Source organism: Acidovorax sp. FJL06 (assembly GCF_003852545.1).
In the GTDB taxonomy this organism is placed as follows: Bacteria; Pseudomonadota; Gammaproteobacteria; order Burkholderiales; family Burkholderiaceae_C; genus Acidovorax.
The window spans coordinates 13,056-32,737 of sequence record NZ_QAJR01000017.1; the positions used below are offsets into that span (position 1 = coordinate 13,056).

Annotated in this window: 19 protein-coding genes and 1 tRNA gene; all 20 read right to left on the reverse strand. The window is 62.2% G+C overall.

What is annotated here, in order from left to right:
- Window positions 1-216 (reverse strand): DUF2818 family protein (locus DBV10_RS10190; protein WP_124513601.1); only part of this gene is annotated, 216 nt, incomplete at its 3' end.
- An 86-nt stretch (window positions 217-302) separates the two neighbouring features.
- Entirely contained in the window at window positions 303-1,796 is a 1,494-nt protein-coding gene (nuoN, locus tag DBV10_RS10195; RefSeq protein ID WP_124513209.1) for an NADH-quinone oxidoreductase subunit NuoN, read from the reverse strand.
- Window positions 1,797-1,820: 24 nt separating this feature from the next.
- Window positions 1,821-3,296, reverse strand: a complete 1,476-nt coding sequence (locus tag DBV10_RS10200; protein ID WP_124513212.1) for an NADH-quinone oxidoreductase subunit M — start codon at window positions 3,294-3,296, stop codon at window positions 1,821-1,823.
- 12 nt (window positions 3,297-3,308) lie between these two features.
- Entirely contained in the window at window positions 3,309-5,348 is a 2,040-nt protein-coding gene (nuoL, locus tag DBV10_RS10205; RefSeq protein ID WP_158616816.1) for an NADH-quinone oxidoreductase subunit L, read from the reverse strand.
- A 31-nt stretch (window positions 5,349-5,379) separates the two neighbouring features.
- Complete coding sequence (gene nuoK / locus DBV10_RS10210; RefSeq protein ID WP_094285673.1) at window positions 5,380-5,688, reverse strand: NADH-quinone oxidoreductase subunit NuoK; 309 nt, start codon at window positions 5,686-5,688, stop codon at window positions 5,380-5,382.
- Entirely contained in the window at window positions 5,685-6,353 is a 669-nt protein-coding gene (locus DBV10_RS10215) for an NADH-quinone oxidoreductase subunit J (RefSeq protein ID WP_124513213.1), read from the reverse strand. Before DBV10_RS10215 ends, nuoK begins: the two co-directional genes overlap by 4 nt.
- A gap of 50 nt (window positions 6,354-6,403) precedes the next feature.
- Complete coding sequence (gene nuoI / locus DBV10_RS10220; protein ID WP_124513215.1) at window positions 6,404-6,916, reverse strand: NADH-quinone oxidoreductase subunit NuoI; 513 nt, start codon at window positions 6,914-6,916, stop codon at window positions 6,404-6,406.
- 14 nt (window positions 6,917-6,930) lie between these two features.
- The gene (nuoH, locus tag DBV10_RS10225; protein ID WP_063461095.1) at window positions 6,931-8,013 is read right to left on the reverse strand and encodes an NADH-quinone oxidoreductase subunit NuoH; all 1,083 of its coding nucleotides are present in this window, start codon (window positions 8,011-8,013) and stop codon (window positions 6,931-6,933) included.
- A complete protein-coding gene (gene nuoG / locus DBV10_RS10230; protein WP_124513217.1) occupies window positions 8,010-10,145 on the reverse strand; it encodes an NADH-quinone oxidoreductase subunit NuoG in 2,136 nt (711 codons plus the stop codon). The genes nuoH and nuoG overlap by 4 nt, the downstream gene beginning before the upstream one ends.
- 15 nt (window positions 10,146-10,160) lie before the next feature.
- Window positions 10,161-11,519, reverse strand: coding sequence for an NADH-quinone oxidoreductase subunit NuoF (gene nuoF, locus DBV10_RS10235; RefSeq protein ID WP_124513219.1), 1,359 nt, complete (start codon window positions 11,517-11,519; stop codon window positions 10,161-10,163).
- Window positions 11,516-12,025, reverse strand: a complete 510-nt coding sequence (gene nuoE, locus DBV10_RS10240) for an NADH-quinone oxidoreductase subunit NuoE (protein ID WP_124513221.1) — start codon at window positions 12,023-12,025, stop codon at window positions 11,516-11,518. Before nuoE ends, nuoF begins: the two co-directional genes overlap by 4 nt.
- On the reverse strand, window positions 12,022-13,275 hold the full coding sequence (locus tag DBV10_RS10245; RefSeq protein ID WP_124513223.1) for an NADH-quinone oxidoreductase subunit D: 1,254 nt from the start codon (window positions 13,273-13,275) through the stop codon (window positions 12,022-12,024). Before DBV10_RS10245 ends, nuoE begins: the two co-directional genes overlap by 4 nt.
- Before the next feature lie 27 nt (window positions 13,276-13,302).
- Entirely contained in the window at window positions 13,303-13,911 is a 609-nt protein-coding gene (locus DBV10_RS10250) for an NADH-quinone oxidoreductase subunit C (RefSeq protein ID WP_124513225.1), read from the reverse strand.
- A gap of 10 nt (window positions 13,912-13,921) precedes the next feature.
- Window positions 13,922-14,401, reverse strand: coding sequence for an NADH-quinone oxidoreductase subunit B family protein (locus DBV10_RS10255; RefSeq protein ID WP_007849129.1), 480 nt, complete (start codon window positions 14,399-14,401; stop codon window positions 13,922-13,924).
- Window positions 14,402-14,426: 25 nt separating this feature from the next.
- Complete coding sequence (locus DBV10_RS10260; protein WP_124513227.1) at window positions 14,427-14,786, reverse strand: NADH-quinone oxidoreductase subunit A; 360 nt, start codon at window positions 14,784-14,786, stop codon at window positions 14,427-14,429.
- 73 nt (window positions 14,787-14,859) lie between these two features.
- A tRNA-Leu gene (locus DBV10_RS10265) sits at window positions 14,860-14,944 on the reverse strand.
- A gap of 114 nt (window positions 14,945-15,058) precedes the next feature.
- Window positions 15,059-15,430, reverse strand: a complete 372-nt coding sequence (secG, locus tag DBV10_RS10270; protein WP_124513229.1) for a preprotein translocase subunit SecG — start codon at window positions 15,428-15,430, stop codon at window positions 15,059-15,061.
- A 36-nt stretch (window positions 15,431-15,466) separates the two neighbouring features.
- A complete protein-coding gene (gene tpiA, locus DBV10_RS10275) occupies window positions 15,467-16,216 on the reverse strand; it encodes a triose-phosphate isomerase (protein WP_124513231.1) in 750 nt (249 codons plus the stop codon).
- 2 nt (window positions 16,217-16,218) lie between these two features.
- The gene (locus tag DBV10_RS10280) at window positions 16,219-17,205 is read right to left on the reverse strand and encodes an NAD(P)H-quinone oxidoreductase (protein ID WP_124513234.1); all 987 of its coding nucleotides are present in this window, start codon (window positions 17,203-17,205) and stop codon (window positions 16,219-16,221) included.
- A gap of 95 nt (window positions 17,206-17,300) precedes the next feature.
- The gene (gene pnp, locus DBV10_RS10285; protein WP_124513236.1) at window positions 17,301-19,562 is read right to left on the reverse strand and encodes a polyribonucleotide nucleotidyltransferase; all 2,262 of its coding nucleotides are present in this window, start codon (window positions 19,560-19,562) and stop codon (window positions 17,301-17,303) included.
- Window positions 19,563-19,682 lie beyond the last annotated feature (120 nt).

Here is a 19,682-nt window from a genome sequence, read left to right on the forward strand (position 1 = left end):
GCCCTGGGGCGCGATCTGGCCGGCACGGCGCTCCAGCAGCAGCGCCACAGCGCCCACCGCAAAGTAGAGCAGGACCAGTTCCAGCAGTCGTCCCACCAGCGGCTTGGCAGGGGCCGCCACCGGCCCCGCCACCAGCCAGCGCTGGTTGACAAAGGGCAGGTTGGCGGCCACGAAGGCCGCCACGATGATGAGCCAGACCGATCCGGTAAGAGACACGAAAGAACGAGCCCGCGATCGGTCAGCGACCGAAGAAAGCAGAAGCAGCGCGCGGCTGCAGCGTCAGCATGTGGATCAGCGCCAGATCAGGTCGCCAACGCACGCACCACGGCGTCCGCACACAGGGCCATGAGGCCGCCAGGCAGCAGGCCCAGCCCCAGGACCAGGGCGCCGTTGATGGTCAGCACCACGCGCACATCCACGGGGGCCGACACGTTGGTGGCCGTCAGGGGTGCATCGAAATACATGACCTTGACCACGCGCAGGTAATAGAAGGCGCCGATCAGCGACATGATGACGGCAAACACGGCCATGGCGATGTACAGGCCCTGGCCCGAGGCGACCAGCGCCTGCAAGACCGACAGCTTGGCATAGAAGCCCACCATGGGCGGGATACCGGCCATCGAAAACAGGCATACGGCCATCACGCCGGCATACAGCGGGCTGCGCTGGTTCAGGCCGGCGAAGTCGGAAATCTCTTCGCTCTCGAAACCTTCACGCGCCAGCAGCAGGATCACGCCGAACGCGGCCAAGGTGGTCAGCACGTAGGTGATGACATAGAACATCGACGCGCTGTAGGCGTTTTCGACCGCCGTGGCATCCACATTGCCGTTGATAACACCCGACATCAGGCCCAGCAGCACGAAGCCCATCTGCGAAATGGTCGAGTACGCCAGCATGCGCTTGAGGTTGGTCTGTGCAATGGCTGCCAGGTTACCCACCAGCAGCGAGCCAATGGCCAACACCGCCAGCATTTGCTGCCAGTCGATGGCCAACGGCAGCAGGCCGTCCACCAGCAGGCGGATGGTGATGGCAAACGCCGCCAGCTTGGGCGCGCCGCCGATCATCAGCGTCACGGCCGTGGGAGCGCCCTGGTACACGTCGGGGATCCACATGTGGAAGGGCACCACACCCAGCTTGAAGGCCAGGCCCGCCACCACAAACACGAGGCCGAACACCAGCACCTGGTGCTTGATCTGACCGGAGTTGACGGCCTTGAACACCTGGCCGATATCGAGCGAACCCGTAGCACCGTAGACCATCGACAGACCATACAGCAGGAAACCGCTGGCCATGGCGCCGAGCACGAAGTACTTCATGGCGGCTTCCGTGGCGGTGGCGTTGTCGCGGCGCAGGGCCACCAGCGCATAGCTCGACAGCGTGAGCAGCTCCAGGCCCAGGTAGATCACTAGGAAGTTGTTGCCCGAGATCATGATGAACATGCCCAGCAGCGCAAACATCGACAAGGTGAACATCTCGCCGCCGCGCATCATGTCACGGTCGGCCGCATAGGGGCGGCCATAGACCAGCGTGACCATCATGGCCACGGTGGCAAAACACTTGAGCCAGTTGCCCATGGCGTCGCTCACCACCATGTTGCCGAAGCCATAGAAGGTGTTGCCGCTGCTGGCATACATGGCCTGCAGGGCGGCCACCACGGCCAGCGTGAGCATGGTCAGCACATAGGTGCCGGTGCGGCGAGCGCTGTGGACACCCAGATCGACCAGCGCAATGACGCAGGCCATGGTCAACAGCACGATTTCAGGGTAAATCGCGAGCCAGCTGATGTTGTCAATCATCTCGAATCTCTCAGTTCAGTCTGGTCAGTTCAGCTTGGTCAATGCGACATGCTTGAGCAGTTCCGCGACCGAGGTGTCCATCACGTCCGTGAAGGGGCGTGGGTACAGGCCCATGGCCAGGACGGCAATCGCCAGCAGCGACATCACCAGGAACTCGCGGCTGTTGATGTCGGTGAGTTCCTTGACATGGTCGTTGGCCACCGGCCCCAGGTACACGCGCTTGAACATCCACAGGGTGTAGGCGGCACCAAAGATCAGCGCCGTGGCCGAGGCCAGGCCGATCCAGAAGTTGGCCTTGGTCGCGCCCAGAATCACCATCCACTCGCCCACGAAACCGGCAGTGCCCGGCAGGCCGCAGTTGGCCATGGCGAACAGCAGCGCAAAGGCCGTGAAATTGGGCATGGTGTTGACCACGCCGCCATAGGCTGCGATTTCACGCGAATGCACGCGGTCGTACAGCACGCCGATGGACAGGAACATCGCGCCCGACACGAAGCCGTGGGCGATCATCTGCACCAAGCCGCCGGAGACACCCAGGTCATTGAAGATGAAGAAGCCCAGGGTCACGAAGCCCATGTGGGCCACGGACGAGTAGGCCACCAGCTTCTTCATGTCCTTCTGGACCATGGCCACCAAGCCCACGTAGATCACGGCGATCAGCGACAGCGCGATCATCAGCCACGCCCACTCGCGTGCGGCATCGGGAGCGATGGGCATCGAGAAACGCAGGAAGCCGTAGGCACCCAGCTTGAGCATGATGGCCGCCAGCACGGCAGAACCGCCGGTGGGCGCTTCCACGTGCACGTCGGGCAGCCAGGTGTGCACCGGCCACATGGGCACCTTCACGGCAAAGGCAGCAAAGAAGGCAAAGAACAGCAGGGTCTGTGCACGGCCGCTCAGGGGCAGCTGGTGCCAGGCCGCGATGTCGAAGCTGCCGCCCGACTGGTTGTACAGGTAGATCAGCGCGATCAGCATCAAGAGCGAGCCAAGCAGCGTGTACAGGAAGAACTTGAACGCCGCGTAGATCTTGTTGGGGCCGCCCCAGATCCCGATGATGAGGTACATCGGGATCAGCGTGGCTTCGAAGAACACGTAGAACAGGATGCCGTCGAGCGCACTGAACACGCCGATCATCAGGCCCGACAGGATCAGGAAAGCGCCCATGTACTGGTTCACGCGCTCGGTGATGGCCTCCCACGAGGCGATCACCACGATCACCGTGATGAACGCGGTGAGCGGCACAAACCAGAACGAAATGCCATCCACGCCCAGGTGGTAGTGCACATTGAAGCGCTCGATCCACGAGGCCTTCTCGACAAACTGCATGGCTGCAGTGCCCAGCTTGAAGCCATCGTACAAAGGCAGCGTGACCAGGAAGCCCAGCAGCGCCCCCAGCAATGCCAGCCAGCGCACGGCGCGCGCGTGCTCATCCCGCCCAATGGCAAGCAGCAGCACACCGAAGGCAATCGGTGTCCAGATTGCAAGACTCAACAGACCCATTTGTTGTTTTCCTTATTTGATGAGCTGCAGGAACGTATCGCCCCAGACGAACCAGGTCATCAGTGCGAAGACACCCAGAATCATCACCAGCGCATAGTGGAAGATGAAACCCGACTGCACCCAACGGACAGCGCCGGCTACCCCACGCACCAACTTCCACGAGCCGTTCACCAGGGCGCCATCAATGATGGCCTGATCGCCGCCCTTCCAGAGGCCGACACCCAGCGCCCGTGCACCACGGGCCAGGATGTTCTCGTTGATCCAGTCAAGGTAGTACTTGTTCTCGAGCAGCGTGTAGATCGGCATGCAGAGGCGCTTGATGGCCGCAGGCAGCGCAGGGTTGACCATGTACATGTAGTACGACAGCGCCACACCCGACAGTGCCAGCCAGAACGGCGCCGTCTGCAGACCGTGCAGGGCCATGGCCCAGGCGCTGTGGAAATGCTCTGCCATGTGTGCCATCGATGGATGCTTGGCTGCATCCACAAAGATCACATCCTTGAAGAAGTCACCGAACAGCATGGGCTGGATGAACATGAAGCCCACCACCACCGAGGGAATGGCCAGCAGCACCAGAGGCACGGTCACGACCCAGGGCGATTCATGGGGTTCGTGGTGGTCGTCGTGGCCATGGCCGTGGTGGTCGTCATGGTGTGCATCGGGGTTCTGGTCGTAGCGCTCCTTGCCATGGAAGACCAGGAAGTACATGCGGAACGAATAGAACGCGGTGATGAACACCCCTGCCAGCACCGCAAAGTGCGCGAAACCGGCGGCGGGCAGGTGGCTGAAGTGCACCGCCTCGATGATGCTGTCCTTGGAGTAGAAGCCCGAGAACAGGGGCGTGCCGATCAGCGCCAGCGAGCCCAGCAGCGAAGTGATCCAGGTGATGGGCATGTACTTGCGCACGCCACCCATCCAACGGATGTCCTGGTTGTGGTGCATGCCCATGATGACCGAACCGGCACCGAGGAACAGCAGCGCCTTGAAGAACGCGTGGGTCATCAGGTGGAACACCGCGACCGAGTAGGCCGAGGCGCCCAGCGCCACGGTCATGTACCCGAGCTGCGACAGCGTGGAATACGCCACCACACGCTTGATGTCGTTCTGGATGATGCCCAGGAAGCCCATGAACAGCGCCGTAATGGCACCGATCACCAGGATGAAGTTGAGCGCGGTGTCCGACAGTTCGAACAGCGGCGACATGCGCGACACCATGAAGATGCCGGCGGTCACCATGGTGGCCGCGTGGATCAGCGCCGAGATGGGGGTCGGGCCTTCCATCGAATCGGGCAGCCAAACATGCAACGGAAACTGGGCGGACTTGCCCATGGCGCCGATGAACAGGCAGATGCAGATCACGGTGATCAGCAGCCAGTCGGTGCCAGGGAAGGGCAAACCGCCGAGTTCGCCGGACTTGGCGAAGATTTCGCTGTAATTCAATGTGCCGGTGTAGGCGGCAATCAGGCCAATGCCCAGGATGAAGCCGAAGTCCCCCACGCGGTTGACCAGGAAAGCCTTCATGTTGGCGAAGATCGCCGTGGGCTTGTTGAACCAGAAGCCGATCAGCAGGTAGGACACCAGGCCCACCGCTTCCCAGCCGAAGAACAGCTGCAGCAGGTTGTTGCTCATGACCAGCATGAGCATGGAGAACGTGAACAGCGAGATGTAGGCGAAGAAGCGGTTGTAGCCGTCGTCCTCTTCCATGTAGCCAATGGTGTAGATGTGCACCATCAGCGACACGAAGGTCACCACCACCATCATCATGGCCGTGAGGCTGTCGATGAGGAAGCCCACCTCCATCTTCAGGCCGCCCACCACCATCCAGGTGTAAAGCGTCTCGTTGAAACGGGCACCATCCAGGGCCACGCTTTTGAGCGTCATGGCCGACAGGATGAACGCAACGAGCACGCCAAGAATCGTCAGCGTGTGGCTCAGGCGGCGACCAATCCAGTTACCGCCAAAGGTTGTACCGAAGATACCGGCCAGCAGAGCGCCCGCCAGCGGAGCCAGCGGCACGGCCAGGAGCGTTGAAGCAGAGAGGGTTTGACTCATTCTTGAGAACCTTGGGAATACGGGTGGCTCATCAGCCCTTGAGGGTGTTGAGGTCTTCCGCGTTGATGCTGGACTTGTTGCGGAACAGCAGCACCAGGATGGCCAGGCCAATGGCCGACTCGGCCGCAGCCACCGTCAGGATGAAGAACACGAACACCTGCCCATGCATGTCACCCAGGTAGTACGAGAACGCCACGAAGTTCATGTTCACCGCCAGCAGCATCAGCTCGATCGCCATCAGCAGCACGATCAGGTTCTTGCGGTTCAGGAAGATGCCGATCACGGCCAGCGCGAAGAGCATGGCCCCCAGGGAGAGGAAATGGCCCAAAGTCAGCGTCATGCTTTTTTCTCCTCGGCAACAGGTTCGGCAGGCACTTCGGCCGCGGCCTTCTGGGTGACTGCCACCTTCACGACCTCCAGGCGATCACTGGCACGCACACGGATCTGCAGCGAAGGATTGATGGCCTTGCTGTCCTTGCGCTGGCGCAGCGTCAAGGCAATGGCCGCAATCATGGCCACCAGCAGAATCACGGCGGCGATTTCTACCGGGAACAGGTACTGGGTATAGAGCAGCTTGCCCAGGGCCTTGGTGTTCGAGTACTGCACCACCTGCCCTGCGGCATCCAGCACCGCAACGGCGGCCTTGGGCTCGTCCATGCCACGGAAACCGCCCATCAGCACAGCGGCCATTTCCAGGGCGATCATCGCGCCCACAAAGGCGGCGAGCGGGAAATGCTTCCAGAAGCCCTTGCGCACGGTATCGATGTGGATGTCCAGCATCATCACCACGAACAGGAACAGCACCATCACCGCGCCCAGGTACACCAGCACCAGGGCGATGGCCAGGAACTCGGCCTTGAGCAGCAACCACACGGCGGCGGCCTGAGAAAAGGCGAGGATGAGATAGAGCACGGCATGCACGGGATTGCGCGCAGTGATCACCCGGAAGGCCGCAAACAGCAGCACCACCGAGAAGAGATAGAAGAAACCGGTCTTGGCGTCCATGAATCGGGTCTTTATAGAAAGTCTGGCAAAGAGGCCGCGCTCAGCACCGCTCAGCGGTACTTGGCATCCGCAGCCTTGGCCGCCGCAATTTCACCTTCGTACCGGTCGCCCACGGCCAGCAGCATGTCTTTCGTGAAATACAAATCACCACGCTTTTCTCCGTGGTACTCAAAGATGTGCGTTTCAACGATGGAATCGACAGGGCAGCTTTCTTCGCAGAAGCCGCAGAAAATGCACTTGGTCAGGTCGATGTCGTAGCGTGTGGTGCGGCGGGAGCCGTCAGCACGCACATCCGACTCGATCGTGATGGCCATGGCGGGGCACACGGCCTCGCACAGCTTGCAGGCGATACAGCGCTCTTCGCCATTGTCGTAGCGGCGCAGCGCGTGCAAACCACGGAAACGGGGCGACAGAGGCGTTTTCTCTTCAGGGAACTGCACGGTCACCTTGCGGCGGAACGCGTAGCGGCCAGTCAGGGCCATGCCCTTGAGCAGCTCCACGAGCATGAAGCTCTTGAAGAAGTCTTTGATCGAAAAAGGTGCAGCAGCAACAACGGCAGTCATTTGTGATGTCCCGCTTATTTCCAGATGTTCCAGGGCGAGAGCAGCCACCCACCCACAAAGAGCAAGTACACCAGCGTCACCGGGATGAAGATCTTCCAGCCCAGACGCATGATCTGGTCATAACGGAAGCGTGGGAAGGTGGCGCGGATCCAGATGAACATGGACACCACGAGGAAGGTCTTGAGGCCCAGCCAGATCCAGCCAGGAATCCAGTTGAACAGCGCGCTGTCGATGGGCGACAGCCAGCCGCCCAGGAACATGAGCGCGGCCAGGATGGACACGAGCCACATGCTGGCGTACTCGGCCAGGAAGAAGATCGCAAAGCCCATGCCCGAATACTCGACCATGTGGCCCGCCACGATTTCGGCTTCGCCTTCGACCACGTCGAAGGGGTGGCGGTTGGTCTCGGCCACGCCAGAGATCAGGTACACCAGGAAGATCGGCAGCAGGGGCAGCCAGTTCCAGGACAGAAAGGTCAGGCCCTTGTCCGCCGCCATGCCCTTGGCCTGCGACATCACGATCTCTGTCAGGTTCATGCTGCCCGATACCATGATGACCACGAGGAAGCAGAAACCCATCGCGATTTCATAGCTCACCATCTGGGCCGAGGCGCGCAGCGCCCCCAGGAAAGCGTACTTGGAGTTCGAGGCCCAGCCGGCAATGATCACGCCATAGACTTCGATGGAGGTAATGGCCATCACCAGCAGCAGGCCGGCATTGACGTTGGCCAGCGCGACGTCGGGGCCGAAGGGGATCGCCACCCAGGCAGCCAGCGCCGGCATGATGGCCATGACGGGGCCGAGCACGAACAACCCCTTGCTGGCCGCAGTCGGCTGGATGATTTCCTTGGTCAGCAGCTTCAGCGCATCGGCAATAGGCTGCAACAGCCCCATGGGGCCCACGCGGTTGGGGCCGTGGCGCACTTGCATGAAGCCCAGCAGCTTGCGCTCCCACAAGGTGAGGTAGGCCACCGCGCCCATCAGGGGCGCCAGGATGCAGACGATCTTGATCAGGATCCAGAGCACTGGCCAGACGATGCCAGTCCACCAGCCAAAGGAAAGCAGGTTCAGGCCCGCGTTGTAGATCGCGTCGATCATGCGGCCACTCCTTCACGTGCCATGCGCGCGTCGGCAGTGAGCTGCAGCGACGTGGAACGGCGCACCAGGCCGTCCAGTTGATAGATGGAAGCCACCACGGGCTCGCCGGCAGCCGCTGCCGTGGCAGCAGGCACTGCCTTCACAGCATTCGACAGCTGCACGGCCGGCACTTGCGTGACCATGCCTGCGGGGGCATTCGTGGCGCGGGCCAGCACATCCTGCGAGGTTTCGAAGTCGAAGCCCGGCACCCCCAGCAGGTTGGCCAGAACACGCAGAACCTTCCAAGCCGGGCGGGTATCGCCCAGAGGCCGCACCACGGCGTGGAAGCTTTGCAGGAGGCCTTCGGCATTGACGAAGCTGCCAGACGTTTCCGTGAACGGAGCAATTGGCAACAAAACGTCACTGAACTCCAGGTTGGCCTTGAAGGGGCTCAAGGTCACCACCATGTCTGCACCAGACAGCGCTGCGGCAGCGTTGGCACCCGCTGCAGAGTCATGCACCGGCTCGGTGTTCAGCAGCAACGCCGCCTTCAACCCACCGGAGAGCATCTGACCCGCATTCAAGCCACCGTTGACAGGATGAGCACCCGCAAACTGCGCGCCCACCGTGTTGGCGGCTTCCGTGAGGTAGCCCACGGAGGCACCCGTGTGCTCACCAATCCAGTGGGCCAGCGCCAGCAATTGCGTGGCCTGCGCGTGGTGTGCCGCGGCATTGCCCAGCAGCACGGCCTTGCGGTCACCGCTCAGCAAAGAGCGTGCTATGGCTTGGGCAGCGTCACTGGCTGCGGTCGCACCTTGCGGAGCGGCGATACCCTTTTCCAGGGCGATGGCAGAGGCGACGCCTCCGAGCGTCAGGGTCCACTCACCGGCGCCTTGTGCAACGAACGATTGCACGGGCATGGCCCAGTCCTGGGCCGCCGAAGCGATGGCGCTGACCTGGCAGCCATGGCGGGCGGCCTGGCGGATGCGCTGGGCAAACAGCGGATGGTCCTTGCGCAGGTTGGACCCCACCACCAGCACGCGCTGCAGCGTGGACAGGGAGGCGATGGACGTACCGAGCCAGCGGATGCCTTCAGGTGCCGCGAACTCGGCGTTGCGCAGGCGGTAGTCGATGTTGTCGCTGCCGATGCCACGCACCAACGCAGAGGCCAGGTACAGCTCTTCGAGCGTGCTGTGCGGACTCACCAGCGCGCCGATGCTGCCGGCACCATGGTCATTCTTGATGTTCTTGAGGCCATTGGCCACGTACTCGAGCGCGGTCTGCCAATCGACTTCCTTCCACACGCCGCCCTGCTTGAGCATGGGCTGGGTCAGGCGGTCTTCACCGTTGAGGGCTTCGTAGGAGAAGCGGTCACGGTCGGCAATCCAGCATTCGTTGACGGCTTCGTTTTCCAACGGCACCACGCGCATGACCTTGTGGTTCTTGACCTGGACAATCAGGTTGGAACCCGTCGAGTCGTGCGGACTCACCGAGCGGCGGCGCGACAGCTCCCAGGTGCGGGCGCTATAGCGGAAAGGCTTGCTGGTCAGGGCTCCGACGGGGCAGATGTCGATCATGTTGCCCGACAGCTCGGAGTCCACCGTGTCGCCCGTCACCGTGGTGATCTCGGAATGCTCGCCGCGATGGATCATGCCCAGCTCCATCACGCCGGCCACTTCCTGGCCAAAACGCACGCAGCGGGTGCAGTGGATGCAGCGGCTCATTTCCTGCATGGAAATCAGCGGCCCAACGTCCTTGACGGGCACCACGCGCTTTTCTTCTTCGTAGCGCGAAGAAGAGCCACCATAGCCCACAGCCAGATCCTGCAACTGGCATTCACCGCCCTGGTCGCAGATGGGGCAATCCAGCGGGTGGTTGATGAGCAGGAATTCCATGACCGACTGCTGGGCCTTGATGGCCTTGTCGCTCTTGGTGCGCACGATCATGCCCTGCGTCACGGGCGTGGCGCAGGCAGGCATGGGCTTGGGGGCTTTTTCCACGTCCACCAGGCACATGCGGCAGTTGGCGGCGATGGAAAGCTTCTTGTGGTAGCAGAAATGCGGAATGTAGGTGCCAGCCTTCTCGGCTGCATGCATCACCATGCAGCCTTCGGCGACTTCTACTTTCTGCCCGTCGAGTTCGATTTCAACCATATGCGTTTCTCGCGATCAGGCGGAGGTGGAAGCCTGAGGGGTCTTCTCTTTGCGGATCAGCGCTTCGAATTCCGGACGGAAGTGCTTGATCATGGCGCGCACCGGCATGGCCGCGGCGTCACCCAGCGCACAAATGGTGCGGCCCTGGATGTTGTCTGCCACCGAATTGAGCAGGTTCAGGTCGCCATCGCGCCCCTGGCCATGCTGGATCCGGTCAATCACGCGCCACATCCAGCCCGTGCCTTCACGGCAGGGCGTGCACTGGCCACAGGATTCATGCGAATAGAAATAGGACAGGCGCAACAGGCTCTCGACCATGCTGCGGGAATCGTCCATCACGATGACGGCACCCGAGCCCAGCATGGAACCGGCCTTGGCGATGGAGTCGTAGTCCATCGTGCATTCCATGATGACGGACGCGGGCAGCACCGGGGCGGACGAGCCGCCGGGAATCACGGCCTTGAGCTGGCGGCCTTTGCGCACGCCACCGGCCAATTCAAGCAGCTTGGCGAACGGCGTGCCCAGAGGCACTTCGTAGTTGCCGGGCTTTTCCACGTCACCCGAGACCGAGAAGATCTTGGTGCCGCCATTGTTGGGTTTGCCACATTCGAGGTAAGCAGCACCACCGTTGCGGATGATCCACGGCACGGCTGCGAAGGTCTCGGTGTTGTTGATGGTGGTGGGCTTGCCGTACAAACCGAAGCTGGCGGGGAACGGTGGCTTGAAGCGCGGCTGCCCCTTCTTGCCTTCCAGCGATTCGAGCAGCGCCGTTTCTTCGCCGCAGATGTAAGCGCCGAATCCGTGCGCAGCATGCAGCTGGAAGCTGAAATTGCTGCCCAGGATCTTGTCGCCCAGATAGCCCGCAGCGCGTGCTTCTTCCAGCGCGGCTTCAAAGCGGTCGTAGGTCTGGAAGATCTCGCCGTGGATGTAGTTGTAGCCGACGGAGATGCCCATTGCGTAAGCCGCGATGATCATGCCTTCGATGACAATGTGCGGGTTGAACTGCAGGATGTCGCGGTCCTTGCAGGTGCCAGGCTCGCCTTCATCCGAATTGCAGACAAGGTACTTCTGGCCCGGGAACGAGCGGGGCATGAAGCTCCACTTGAGGCCGGTGGGGAAGCCCGCACCGCCGCGGCCGCGCAGGCCCGATTCCTTGACGGTGGCGATCACCTGGTCTTGCGTGAGGCCTGCGCCCTCACCCTGGGCCAGGATCTTGCGCAGCGCGGCGTAACCGCCACGCGCTTCGTAGTCCTTGATGCTCCAGTTTGTGCCATCCAGGCCCGCAACGATCTGCGGATTGATGTGGCGGTCGTGGAAGCAGGTCTGGACGCCCGTGGCCTGAAACTGCGAGAGGATCTGTGCGGCGGTGGTCATGCTTGCCCTTCCGCTGCCTTGAGGCCGTCGACCAACTGATCGAGCTTGTCGTTGTCCATGAAGCTGCACATGGTGCGGTCGTTGACCAGCATCACAGGCGCATCGGCGCAGGCGCCCAGACACTCGCACTGCTGCAGCGTGAACAGGCCGTCGGGCGTGGTTTCGCCCATGGCCACGCCGAGCTTCTTCTCGAGGTGGTGCAGCGCCTTCTGGCCGTCACGCAGCTGGCAAGGCAGGTTGGTACAGACGTTCAGCTTGTACTTGCCCGTGGGCTGCTGGTTGTACATGTTGTAGAACGTGGTGACTTCGTGCACCGCAATCTGGGCCATGCCCAGGTAATCGGCGATCACAGCCTCGCTCTCGGCGCTGACCCAACCCTGCTCCTGCTGCACGATGGACAGGCAGGCCATCACGGCGGACTGCGCCTGCTCGGGCGGGTACTTGGCCACTTCGCGCGCAAAGCGCGCCAGCGTGGCTTCGGTGATCTTGGTATTGCTGTTGCTCATCGGTCGATCTCTCCGAACACGATATCCATGGTGCCGATGATGGCCACGGCATCGGCGATCATGTGGCCGCGGGCCATTTCGTCCAGCGTGGCCAGGTGCGCAAAGCCCGGCGCCCGGATCTTCAGGCGGTAAGGTTTGTTGGCGCCGTCGCTGATCAGATAGATGCCGAATTCACCCTTGGGATGTTCGACCGCCGCGTAGGCCTCCCCTTCGGGCACGTGGAAGCCTTCGGTGAAGAGCTTGAAATGGTGAATCAGCTCTTCCATGTTCGACTTCATGGATTCACGATCGGGCGCAGCCACCTTGTGGTTGTCGGTAATGACAGGACCGGGGTTGGCGCGCAGCCAGTCCACGCACTGCTTGATGATGCGGTTGGACTCGCGCATCTCCTGCACACGCACGAGATAGCGGTCATAGCAATCACCCGTCTTGCCCACCGGAATGTCGAAGTCCATGCGGTCGTAGACATCGTAGGGCTGCGTCTTGCGCAGGTCCCAGGCGATGCCGGAGCCACGGATCATGGGGCCGGTCATGCCCAGGTTGAGCGCGCGCTCGGGCGGCACCACGCCGATGCCCACAGTGCGCTGCTTCCAGATGCGGTTGTCGGTCAGCAGGGTCTCGTACTCGTCCACGCAAGCGGGAAAGCGCTTCGTGAAATCGTCGATGAAATCCAGCAGCGAACCCTGGCGGTTCTGGTTCAGAGCCTCCAACGCCTTGGCGTTCTTGATCTTGCTGACCTTGTACTGCGGCATGGAGTCCGGCAGGTCACGGTAGACGCCGCCCGGGCGGAAATAGGCTGCATGCATGCGCGCGCCGGAAACGGCTTCGTACATGTCAAACAGGTCTTCGCGCTCACGGAAGGTGTAGATCAGGATGGTGGAGCTGCCGCAGTCGTTGCCGTGCGAACCCAGCCACATCAGATGGTTCAGCAGGCGCGTGATCTCGGAGAACATCACGCGGATGTACTGCGCGCGCTCGGGCACTTCCAGGCCCAGCAGCTTCTCGATGGCCAGGCAGTAGGCGTGCTCGTTGGACATCATGGACACGTAGTCCAGGCGGTCCATGTAGGGCAGCGACTGGATGTAGGTCTTGTGCTCGGCCAGCTTTTCGGTGGCGCGGTGCAACAGGCCGATGTGCGGGTCGGCGCGTTGCACGACTTCGCCGTCGAGCTCGAGCACCAGGCGCAGCACGCCGTGCGCTGCAGGGTGCTGCGGTCCGAAGTTCAGGGAGTAGTTCTTGATTTCAGCCATGGTGGGTCACGTGGGGCGCAGGGCGCCTTAGTGCAGGCCTCCGTACTTGTCTTCGCGGATGATGCGTGGCGTGATTTCACGCGGCTCGATCGAGACGGGCTCGTAGACCACCCGGCGTTGCTCGGCGTCGTAACGCATCTCGACATGGCCCGACAGGGGGAAGTCCTTGCGGAACGGATGGCCGATGAAGCCATAGTCAGTCAGGATGCGGCGCAGGTCGTTGTGGCCATCGAACACGATACCAAACAGGTCGAACGCCTCGCGCTCATACCAGTTGGCCGAATTCCACAGGTCAGAGACCGATGCCACCACCGGAAAGTCATCGTCGGCGCAAAACACCTTCACGCGCACGCGCTGATTGAGGCTGACGGACAGCAGGTGTGACACCACACAGTAGCGCGCACCCTCGTTCACCGCATCGCCATACGCGGAGTAGTCCACACCACACAGATCCACCAGTTGCTCAAAGCGGCAACCCTCGGCGTCACGCAACAGGCGCATGGCCTCCAGGTAGTCGGCTGCAGACACCACCACCGTGACCTCATCCAGGGCCACCGTGATCTGACGCACCTTGGCGCCCAACGCCGCAGCAATGTTGTCTTTGAGTTTTTCAGGCCGAATGGCAACAGCAGTCATCATCAACCCTTCAGACACGAGCAATGGTGTTGGTGCGGCGAATCTTCTGCTGCAACTGGATGATCCCGTAGATCAGCGCTTCTGCCGTGGGCGGGCAGCCCGGCACATACACATCCACAGGCACGATGCGGTCACACCCACGCACCACGGAATAGCTGTAGTGGTAGTAGCCACCACCATTGGCGCACGAGCCCATCGAGAGCACCCAGCGGGGCTCGGACATCTGGTCGTACACCTTGCGCAACGCAGGCGCCATCTTGTTGCACAGCGTGCCCGCCACGATCATCAGATCAGACTGCCGGGGGCTGGCACGAAACACTTCGGCGCCGAAGCGGCCGATGTCATAACGGGCCGCCGCCGCGTGCATCATCTCGACAGCACAGCAGGCCAGGCCAAACGTCATCGGCCACAGGGAACCGGTCTTGGCCCAATTCACCACGGAGTCGTAACTCGTGGTGATGAAGCCTTCCTTCATCACGCCTTCAATCATTGCATCGATCCTTGTTGAAGCCCGCTCATTCCCAATCCAGGGCACCCTTTTTCCACTCGTAGGCAAAGCCCACGACCAGGATGGCCAGGAAGATCACGACCGCCACGAAGCCTGCCATGCCCACTTCATGCAGCGTCACCGCCCAGGGGAAGAGGAATGCGATTTCGAGGTCGAACAGAATGAAGAGAATGGCCACGAGGTAGTAGCGCACGTCAAACTTCATGCGCGCATCCTCGAAGGCTTCAAAGCCACATTCGTAGGGGGAGTTCTTTGCGGCATCCGGGCGATTGGGGCCCAGTATGTAGCCGAGTACGAGGGGGACAACGCCTACGGCGATGCCGACCAAGATGAACAAAAGGACGGGGAGGTACTGATCGAGGTTCATCTTGAGGATGTGCTCACCGCTGTGGCCTTGCCCGACATGAGCCCGGATGGGTCATGCGGGGAGGCCTTTGTTTTGGTGCCGTCGGCGAGACTCGAACTCGCACAGCTTTCGCCACTACCCCCTCAAGATAGCGTGTCTACCAATTTCACCACGACGGCTGGTTGCTGTATCTGGATGGCATGAGGAACCTTGCGGTTTTGGCTTTCCAGACAATCCAGAATTCTACTCCGGAAAAACCCTGCTTCAGCTTTCAGGGCCCAAATTAGTGCAGATTATTTGGTCGGAATCTGCGCTGCGCCCGATGCAGGCGCGGCAGGCACCGCAGCAGCCTCCGGAGCTGCAGGCGCGGCGCCAGCAGGGGCCGCAGCAGCAGGCGCTTCCAACACGCTGCCAGAACTGGCAGGACGGGCGTTGCCAAAGTAGGCCAGCGCCAGCGTGGACACAAAAAAGACCGCCGCCAGCACCGCCGTGGTGCGGGACAAAAAGTTGGCACTGCCACTGGCGCCAAACAGGCTGCCAGAGCTCCCGCTGCCAAATGCAGCCCCCATGTCCGCCCCCTTGCCATGCTGAATGAGGATCAGGCCAATCATCACCAGGGCCGCCAACATCTGCACCGCCAAAATCACATTCACGATCACGTTCATTCTCTGTTCACTCCTGATTGAATAGCTTCAGCAGCCTTACCGGGCTGCCGCAATGATTTGCAAAAAGTCGGGGGCCTTCAACGAGGCGCCCCCCACCAACCCACCGTCAATGTCCGGCTGGGCCAGCAGTTGCGCCGCGTTGGCCGCATTCATGCTGCCGCCATAGAGCAGGCGGATGCGGTCGGCGTGCCCGCTCGCCGCCGAAAGCTGTGCACGCAACACGGCGTGGACGGCCTGCGCCTGCTCCGGCGAGGCCGTGCGGCCCGTGCCAATGGCCCAGACGGGCTCATACGCCACCACGATCTCGCTGATGCAATGGCCATTGAGGTGGATCACGGCCGCGAGCTGGCGCTTGACAACCGCTTCGGTCTGACCCGCCTCGCGCTCCTGCAGGGTCTCGCCCACGCACACGATGGGGGTGACACCCGCCGCCAGGGCACGCTGCGCCTTCTCCGCCACCACCACGTCGGTTTCGCCATGGTACTGGCGGCGCTCCGAGTGCCCCACCAAGGCATAGCGCACACCAAAATCCTTGAGCATGGCCACGGAGATTTCACCGGTATAGGCCCCCGACTCGTGCCGGGACACATCCTGCGCCGCTGTAGCGACCACGCTTCCGGCAGTGAGCGCCTGCACCTGCGCCAAATACGGCGCAGGCACGGCCACGGCCACATCGCAGGCCCCATCACCCAAGCCCGCGACGAGCGCTTTCAGCAATGCCTCGTTGGCAGTCAGGCTGCCGTTCATCTTCCAGTTGCCTGCGATGAGTTTTTTCTTGCTGTTCATGATTACCACGTCAAAACAATCTTGCCGATATGCTGATTCGACTCCATCAGGGCGTGGGCCTGCGATGCGTCTGCCGCAGCAAACACGCTGTGGACAACCGGGCGCACCTGGCCCGCCGCCAGCAAGGGCCACACCCGCTCACGCAGCGCGCGGGCAATCGCCCCCTTGAAGGCCACGGGACGCGGACGCAGCGTAGATCCGGTGATGGTCAGGCGGCGCCGCAGAACCAGCCCCGCATTGAAGTCACTCTTGACCCCACCCTGCACCGCGATGATGACCAGGCGGCCATCTTCCGCGAGACACTCCACCTCCCGCGCCACATAGTCGCCCGCGACCATGTCGAGCACCACGTCAACACCCCGCCCTTCCGTGATGCGCTTGGCCTCCGCCACAAAGTCCTGCGACTTGTAGTTGATGGCATGGTGCGCACCCAGCGCAAGGCAGGCCGCGCATTTGTCGTCGCTGCCCGCCGTGGCAATGACCACCGCACCCAGGGCCCGTGCCAACTGGATCGCCGTAACGCCGATGCCACTGGTACCGCCCTGCACCAACAGGGTCTCCCCCGCCTGCAGGCGGCCACGGTCGAAGACATTGCTCCACACCGTGAAGAAGGTCTCGGGCAGCGACGCGGCATCCACATCGCTCAACCCTTCCGGCACAGGCAAACACTGCGCCACCGGAGCGATACACCATTCGGCATAACCACCACCAGCCACCAGTGCGCACACGCGGTCACCCACTTGGATGCCCGCATCGGCCAGCGCCACGGCATCGCCGGACTCCACCACGCCCGCCACCTCCAGACCCGGCAGGTCCGACGTGCCCGGCGGGGGGGCGTAGTGCCCCATGCGCTGCAGCACGTCGGGGCGGTTGATGCCACTAGCGGCAACGCGGATCAGCAGCTCACCCGCGCCAGGCTGCGGCTTGGGGCGATCCCCCAGGGCCAGCACCTGCGGCCCGCCAAAAGATGTGATCTCGACTGCGCGCATATTGCAATCCAATGAAATAAAGCCCCAATGATTCATGCCGCCAGCGCTTTACCCAAAAGCGCCAGCAGCTACAAAATCAATAGCAACCAAGCCGATCAGCCAACCACCTGCTCGGACGCACCATCCGACAGCAGGGATTGCTGTTGTTGCTGCTGCTGTTCAGCCGGCTGGCGGCTGGCATCACGGCCACCGTCACGACCATGGTCGCGGCGCGGCTCGCGCTCACCGCGCTCGGCCGGGGCCGGACGGTCGCTGCCGCCGGCTGGACGCTCGGCCAACACCTTCATCGACAGCTTGATACGGCCCTTTTCGTCGGTTTCCATGACCTTGACCTTCACGATCTGGCCTTCGGTCAGGTAGTCGGACACCCGCTCGACGCGCTCGTGCGCGATCTGGCTGATGTGCAGCAGACCATCCTTGCCGGGCAGCAGGTTGATCAGTGCGCCGAAGTCCAGGATCTTCGTCACAGGGCCTTCGTAGATCTTGCCGATCTCGACTTCGGCCGTGATCTGCTCGATGCGCTTCTTGGCCTCGTCGGCCTTCGCTGCATCGGTGGCGGCGATGGTGATGGTGCCGTCTTCCTCGATGTTGATCTGGCAGCCGGTTTCTTCGGTCAGCGCGCGGATCACGGCACCGCCCTTGCCGATCACGTCGCGGATCTTCTCGGGGTTGATCTTCATCGTGTAAAGCTTGGGCGCGAAGTTGGACACCTCGGTCTTGGCTTCACCCATGGCTTCCTGCATCTTGCCCAGGATGTGCATGCGCGCCTCCTTGGCTTGGGCCAAAGCGACTTGCATGATTTCCTTGGTGATGCCCTGGATCTTGATGTCCATCTGCAGCGCGGTGATACCGCCGGTGGTACCGGCCACCTTGAAGTCCATGTCGCCCAGGTGATCTTCGTCACCCAGGATGTCGGTCAGCACGGCAAAGCGGTTGTCTTCCTTGATCAGCCCCATGGCGATGCCGGCCACGTGGGCCTTCATGGGCACGCCAGCATCCATCATGGACAGGCAGCCGCCGCAGACCGACGCCATCGACGACGAACCGTTGGACTCGGTGATCTCCGACACCACGCGGATGGTGTACGGGAACTCTTCCTTGGTCGGCAGCACGGCCACGAGGGCGCGCTTGGCCAGGCGGCCGTGGCCGATTTCGCGGCGCTTGGTCGAGCCCATGCGGCCCACTTCGCCGGTGGCAAAGGGAGGCATGTTGTAGTGGAACATGAAGCGGTCTTCGAACTCGCCGGCCAGCGCGTCGATGCGCTGCGCGTCGCGCTCGGTGCCCAGCGTGGAGATCACCAGCGCCTGGGTTTCGCCGCGCGTGAACAGCGCGGAGCCGTGGGTGCGGGGCAGCACGGAGTTGCGGATCTCGATGGGACGCACGGTGCGCGTGTCGCGGCCGTCGATGCGGGGCTCACCCGCCAGGATCTGGCTGCGCACGATCTTGGCTTCGATGTCGAACAGCAGGCCTTCAACCTTCACGGAATCAAACTCCACGCCTTCGGCCTTCAGCGAGGCGAACACGGAAGCGGTGGCTTCACGCAAGGCGTGCGTACGGGCTTGCTTGCTGCGGATCTGGTAGGCAGCGCGCAGCTTTTCTTCGGCCAGGCCGGCGACCTTGGCAATGAAGGGCTCGTCCTTGGCGGGAGCCTGCCAGTCCCACACGGGCTTGCCGGCTTCGCGGACCAGCTCATGGATAGCATTGATGGCCGCCTTGCCTTGCTCGTGGCCGAACACCACGGCGCCCAGCATCACGTCTTCGGGCAGTTGCTGCGCTTCGGACTCGACCATCAGCACGGCGGCTTCGGTACCGGCAACAACCAGGTCCATCTGCGAGCTCTTGCGCAGGGTCTGGCCAGGGTTCAGCACGTATTCGCCATTGATGTAGCCCACGCGCGCGGCACCGATGGGGCCATTGAACGGAATGCCGGAGATCGACAGCGCCGCGCTCACAGCGATCATGGCGGCGATGTCAGCGTCCACTTCGGGGTTCAGCGAGATGGTGTGAATGACCACATGCACATCGTTGTAGAAACCTTCGGGGAACAGCGGGCGGATCGGGCGGTCGATCAGGCGGCTGGTCAGGGTTTCGAGTTCACTGGGCTTGGCTTCGCGCTTGAAGAAGCTGCCGGGGATCTTGCCGGCGGCATACGTCTTCTCGATGTAGTCGACCGTCAGGGGGAAGAAGTCCTGGCCTGCCTTGGCGATCTTGGAGCCGACCACGGTGGCCAGCACCACGGTATCCTCGATGTTGACCAGCACGGCGCCGGAGGCCTGGCGGGCGATTTCGCCCGTTTCCATGACGACGGTCTTGCCGCCCCATTGGAAGGACTTGGTGACTTTATTGAAAATGCTCATGTTCAGCTCCTGTTTTAATAGCTGGTAGCGCGCTACCAGATTGTCGCGGAGGGCAATTCAGAACACGATGCCATTCCAGGGAACCTGCCCGCCAGCCTGCGGCGGCAACTTCATTGGAAT

What these genes read in the sequence shown, in the direction of transcription:
- nuoN (WP_124513209.1), bottom strand. Translation starts at nt 1,796, where the DNA reads ATGATTGACAACATCAGCTGGCTCGCGATTTACCCTGAAATCGTGCTG.
- DBV10_RS10200 (WP_124513212.1), bottom strand. Translation starts at nt 3,296, where the DNA reads ATGGGTCTGTTGAGTCTTGCAATCTGGACACCGATTGCCTTCGGTGTG.
- nuoL (WP_158616816.1), bottom strand. Translation starts at nt 5,348, where the DNA reads ATGAGTCAAACCCTCTCTGCTTCAACGCTCCTGGCCGTGCCGCTGGCT.
- nuoK (WP_094285673.1), bottom strand. Translation starts at nt 5,688, where the DNA reads ATGACGCTGACTTTGGGCCATTTCCTCTCCCTGGGGGCCATGCTCTTC.
- DBV10_RS10215 (WP_124513213.1), bottom strand. Translation starts at nt 6,353, where the DNA reads ATGGACGCCAAGACCGGTTTCTTCTATCTCTTCTCGGTGGTGCTGCTG.
- nuoI (WP_124513215.1), bottom strand. Translation starts at nt 6,916, where the DNA reads ATGACTGCCGTTGTTGCTGCTGCACCTTTTTCGATCAAAGACTTCTTC.
- nuoH (WP_063461095.1), bottom strand. Translation starts at nt 8,013, where the DNA reads ATGATCGACGCGATCTACAACGCGGGCCTGAACCTGCTTTCCTTTGGC.
- nuoG (WP_124513217.1), bottom strand. Translation starts at nt 10,145, where the DNA reads ATGGTTGAAATCGAACTCGACGGGCAGAAAGTAGAAGTCGCCGAAGGC.
- nuoF (WP_124513219.1), bottom strand. Translation starts at nt 11,519, where the DNA reads ATGACCACCGCCGCACAGATCCTCTCGCAGTTTCAGGCCACGGGCGTC.
- nuoE (WP_124513221.1), bottom strand. Translation starts at nt 12,025, where the DNA reads ATGAGCAACAGCAATACCAAGATCACCGAAGCCACGCTGGCGCGCTTT.
- DBV10_RS10245 (WP_124513223.1), bottom strand. Translation starts at nt 13,275, where the DNA reads ATGGCTGAAATCAAGAACTACTCCCTGAACTTCGGACCGCAGCACCCT.
- DBV10_RS10250 (WP_124513225.1), bottom strand. Translation starts at nt 13,911, where the DNA reads ATGACTGCTGTTGCCATTCGGCCTGAAAAACTCAAAGACAACATTGCT.
- DBV10_RS10255 (WP_007849129.1), bottom strand. Translation starts at nt 14,401, where the DNA reads ATGATTGAAGGCGTGATGAAGGAAGGCTTCATCACCACGAGTTACGAC.
- DBV10_RS10260 (WP_124513227.1), bottom strand. Translation starts at nt 14,786, where the DNA reads ATGAACCTCGATCAGTACCTCCCCGTCCTTTTGTTCATCTTGGTCGGC.
- secG (WP_124513229.1), bottom strand. Translation starts at nt 15,430, where the DNA reads ATGAACGTGATCGTGAATGTGATTTTGGCGGTGCAGATGTTGGCGGCC.
- tpiA (WP_124513231.1), bottom strand. Translation starts at nt 16,216, where the DNA reads ATGAACAGCAAGAAAAAACTCATCGCAGGCAACTGGAAGATGAACGGC.
- DBV10_RS10280 (WP_124513234.1), bottom strand. Translation starts at nt 17,205, where the DNA reads ATGCGCGCAGTCGAGATCACATCTTTTGGCGGGCCGCAGGTGCTGGCC.
- pnp (WP_124513236.1), bottom strand. Translation starts at nt 19,562, where the DNA reads ATGAGCATTTTCAATAAAGTCACCAAGTCCTTCCAATGGGGCGGCAAG.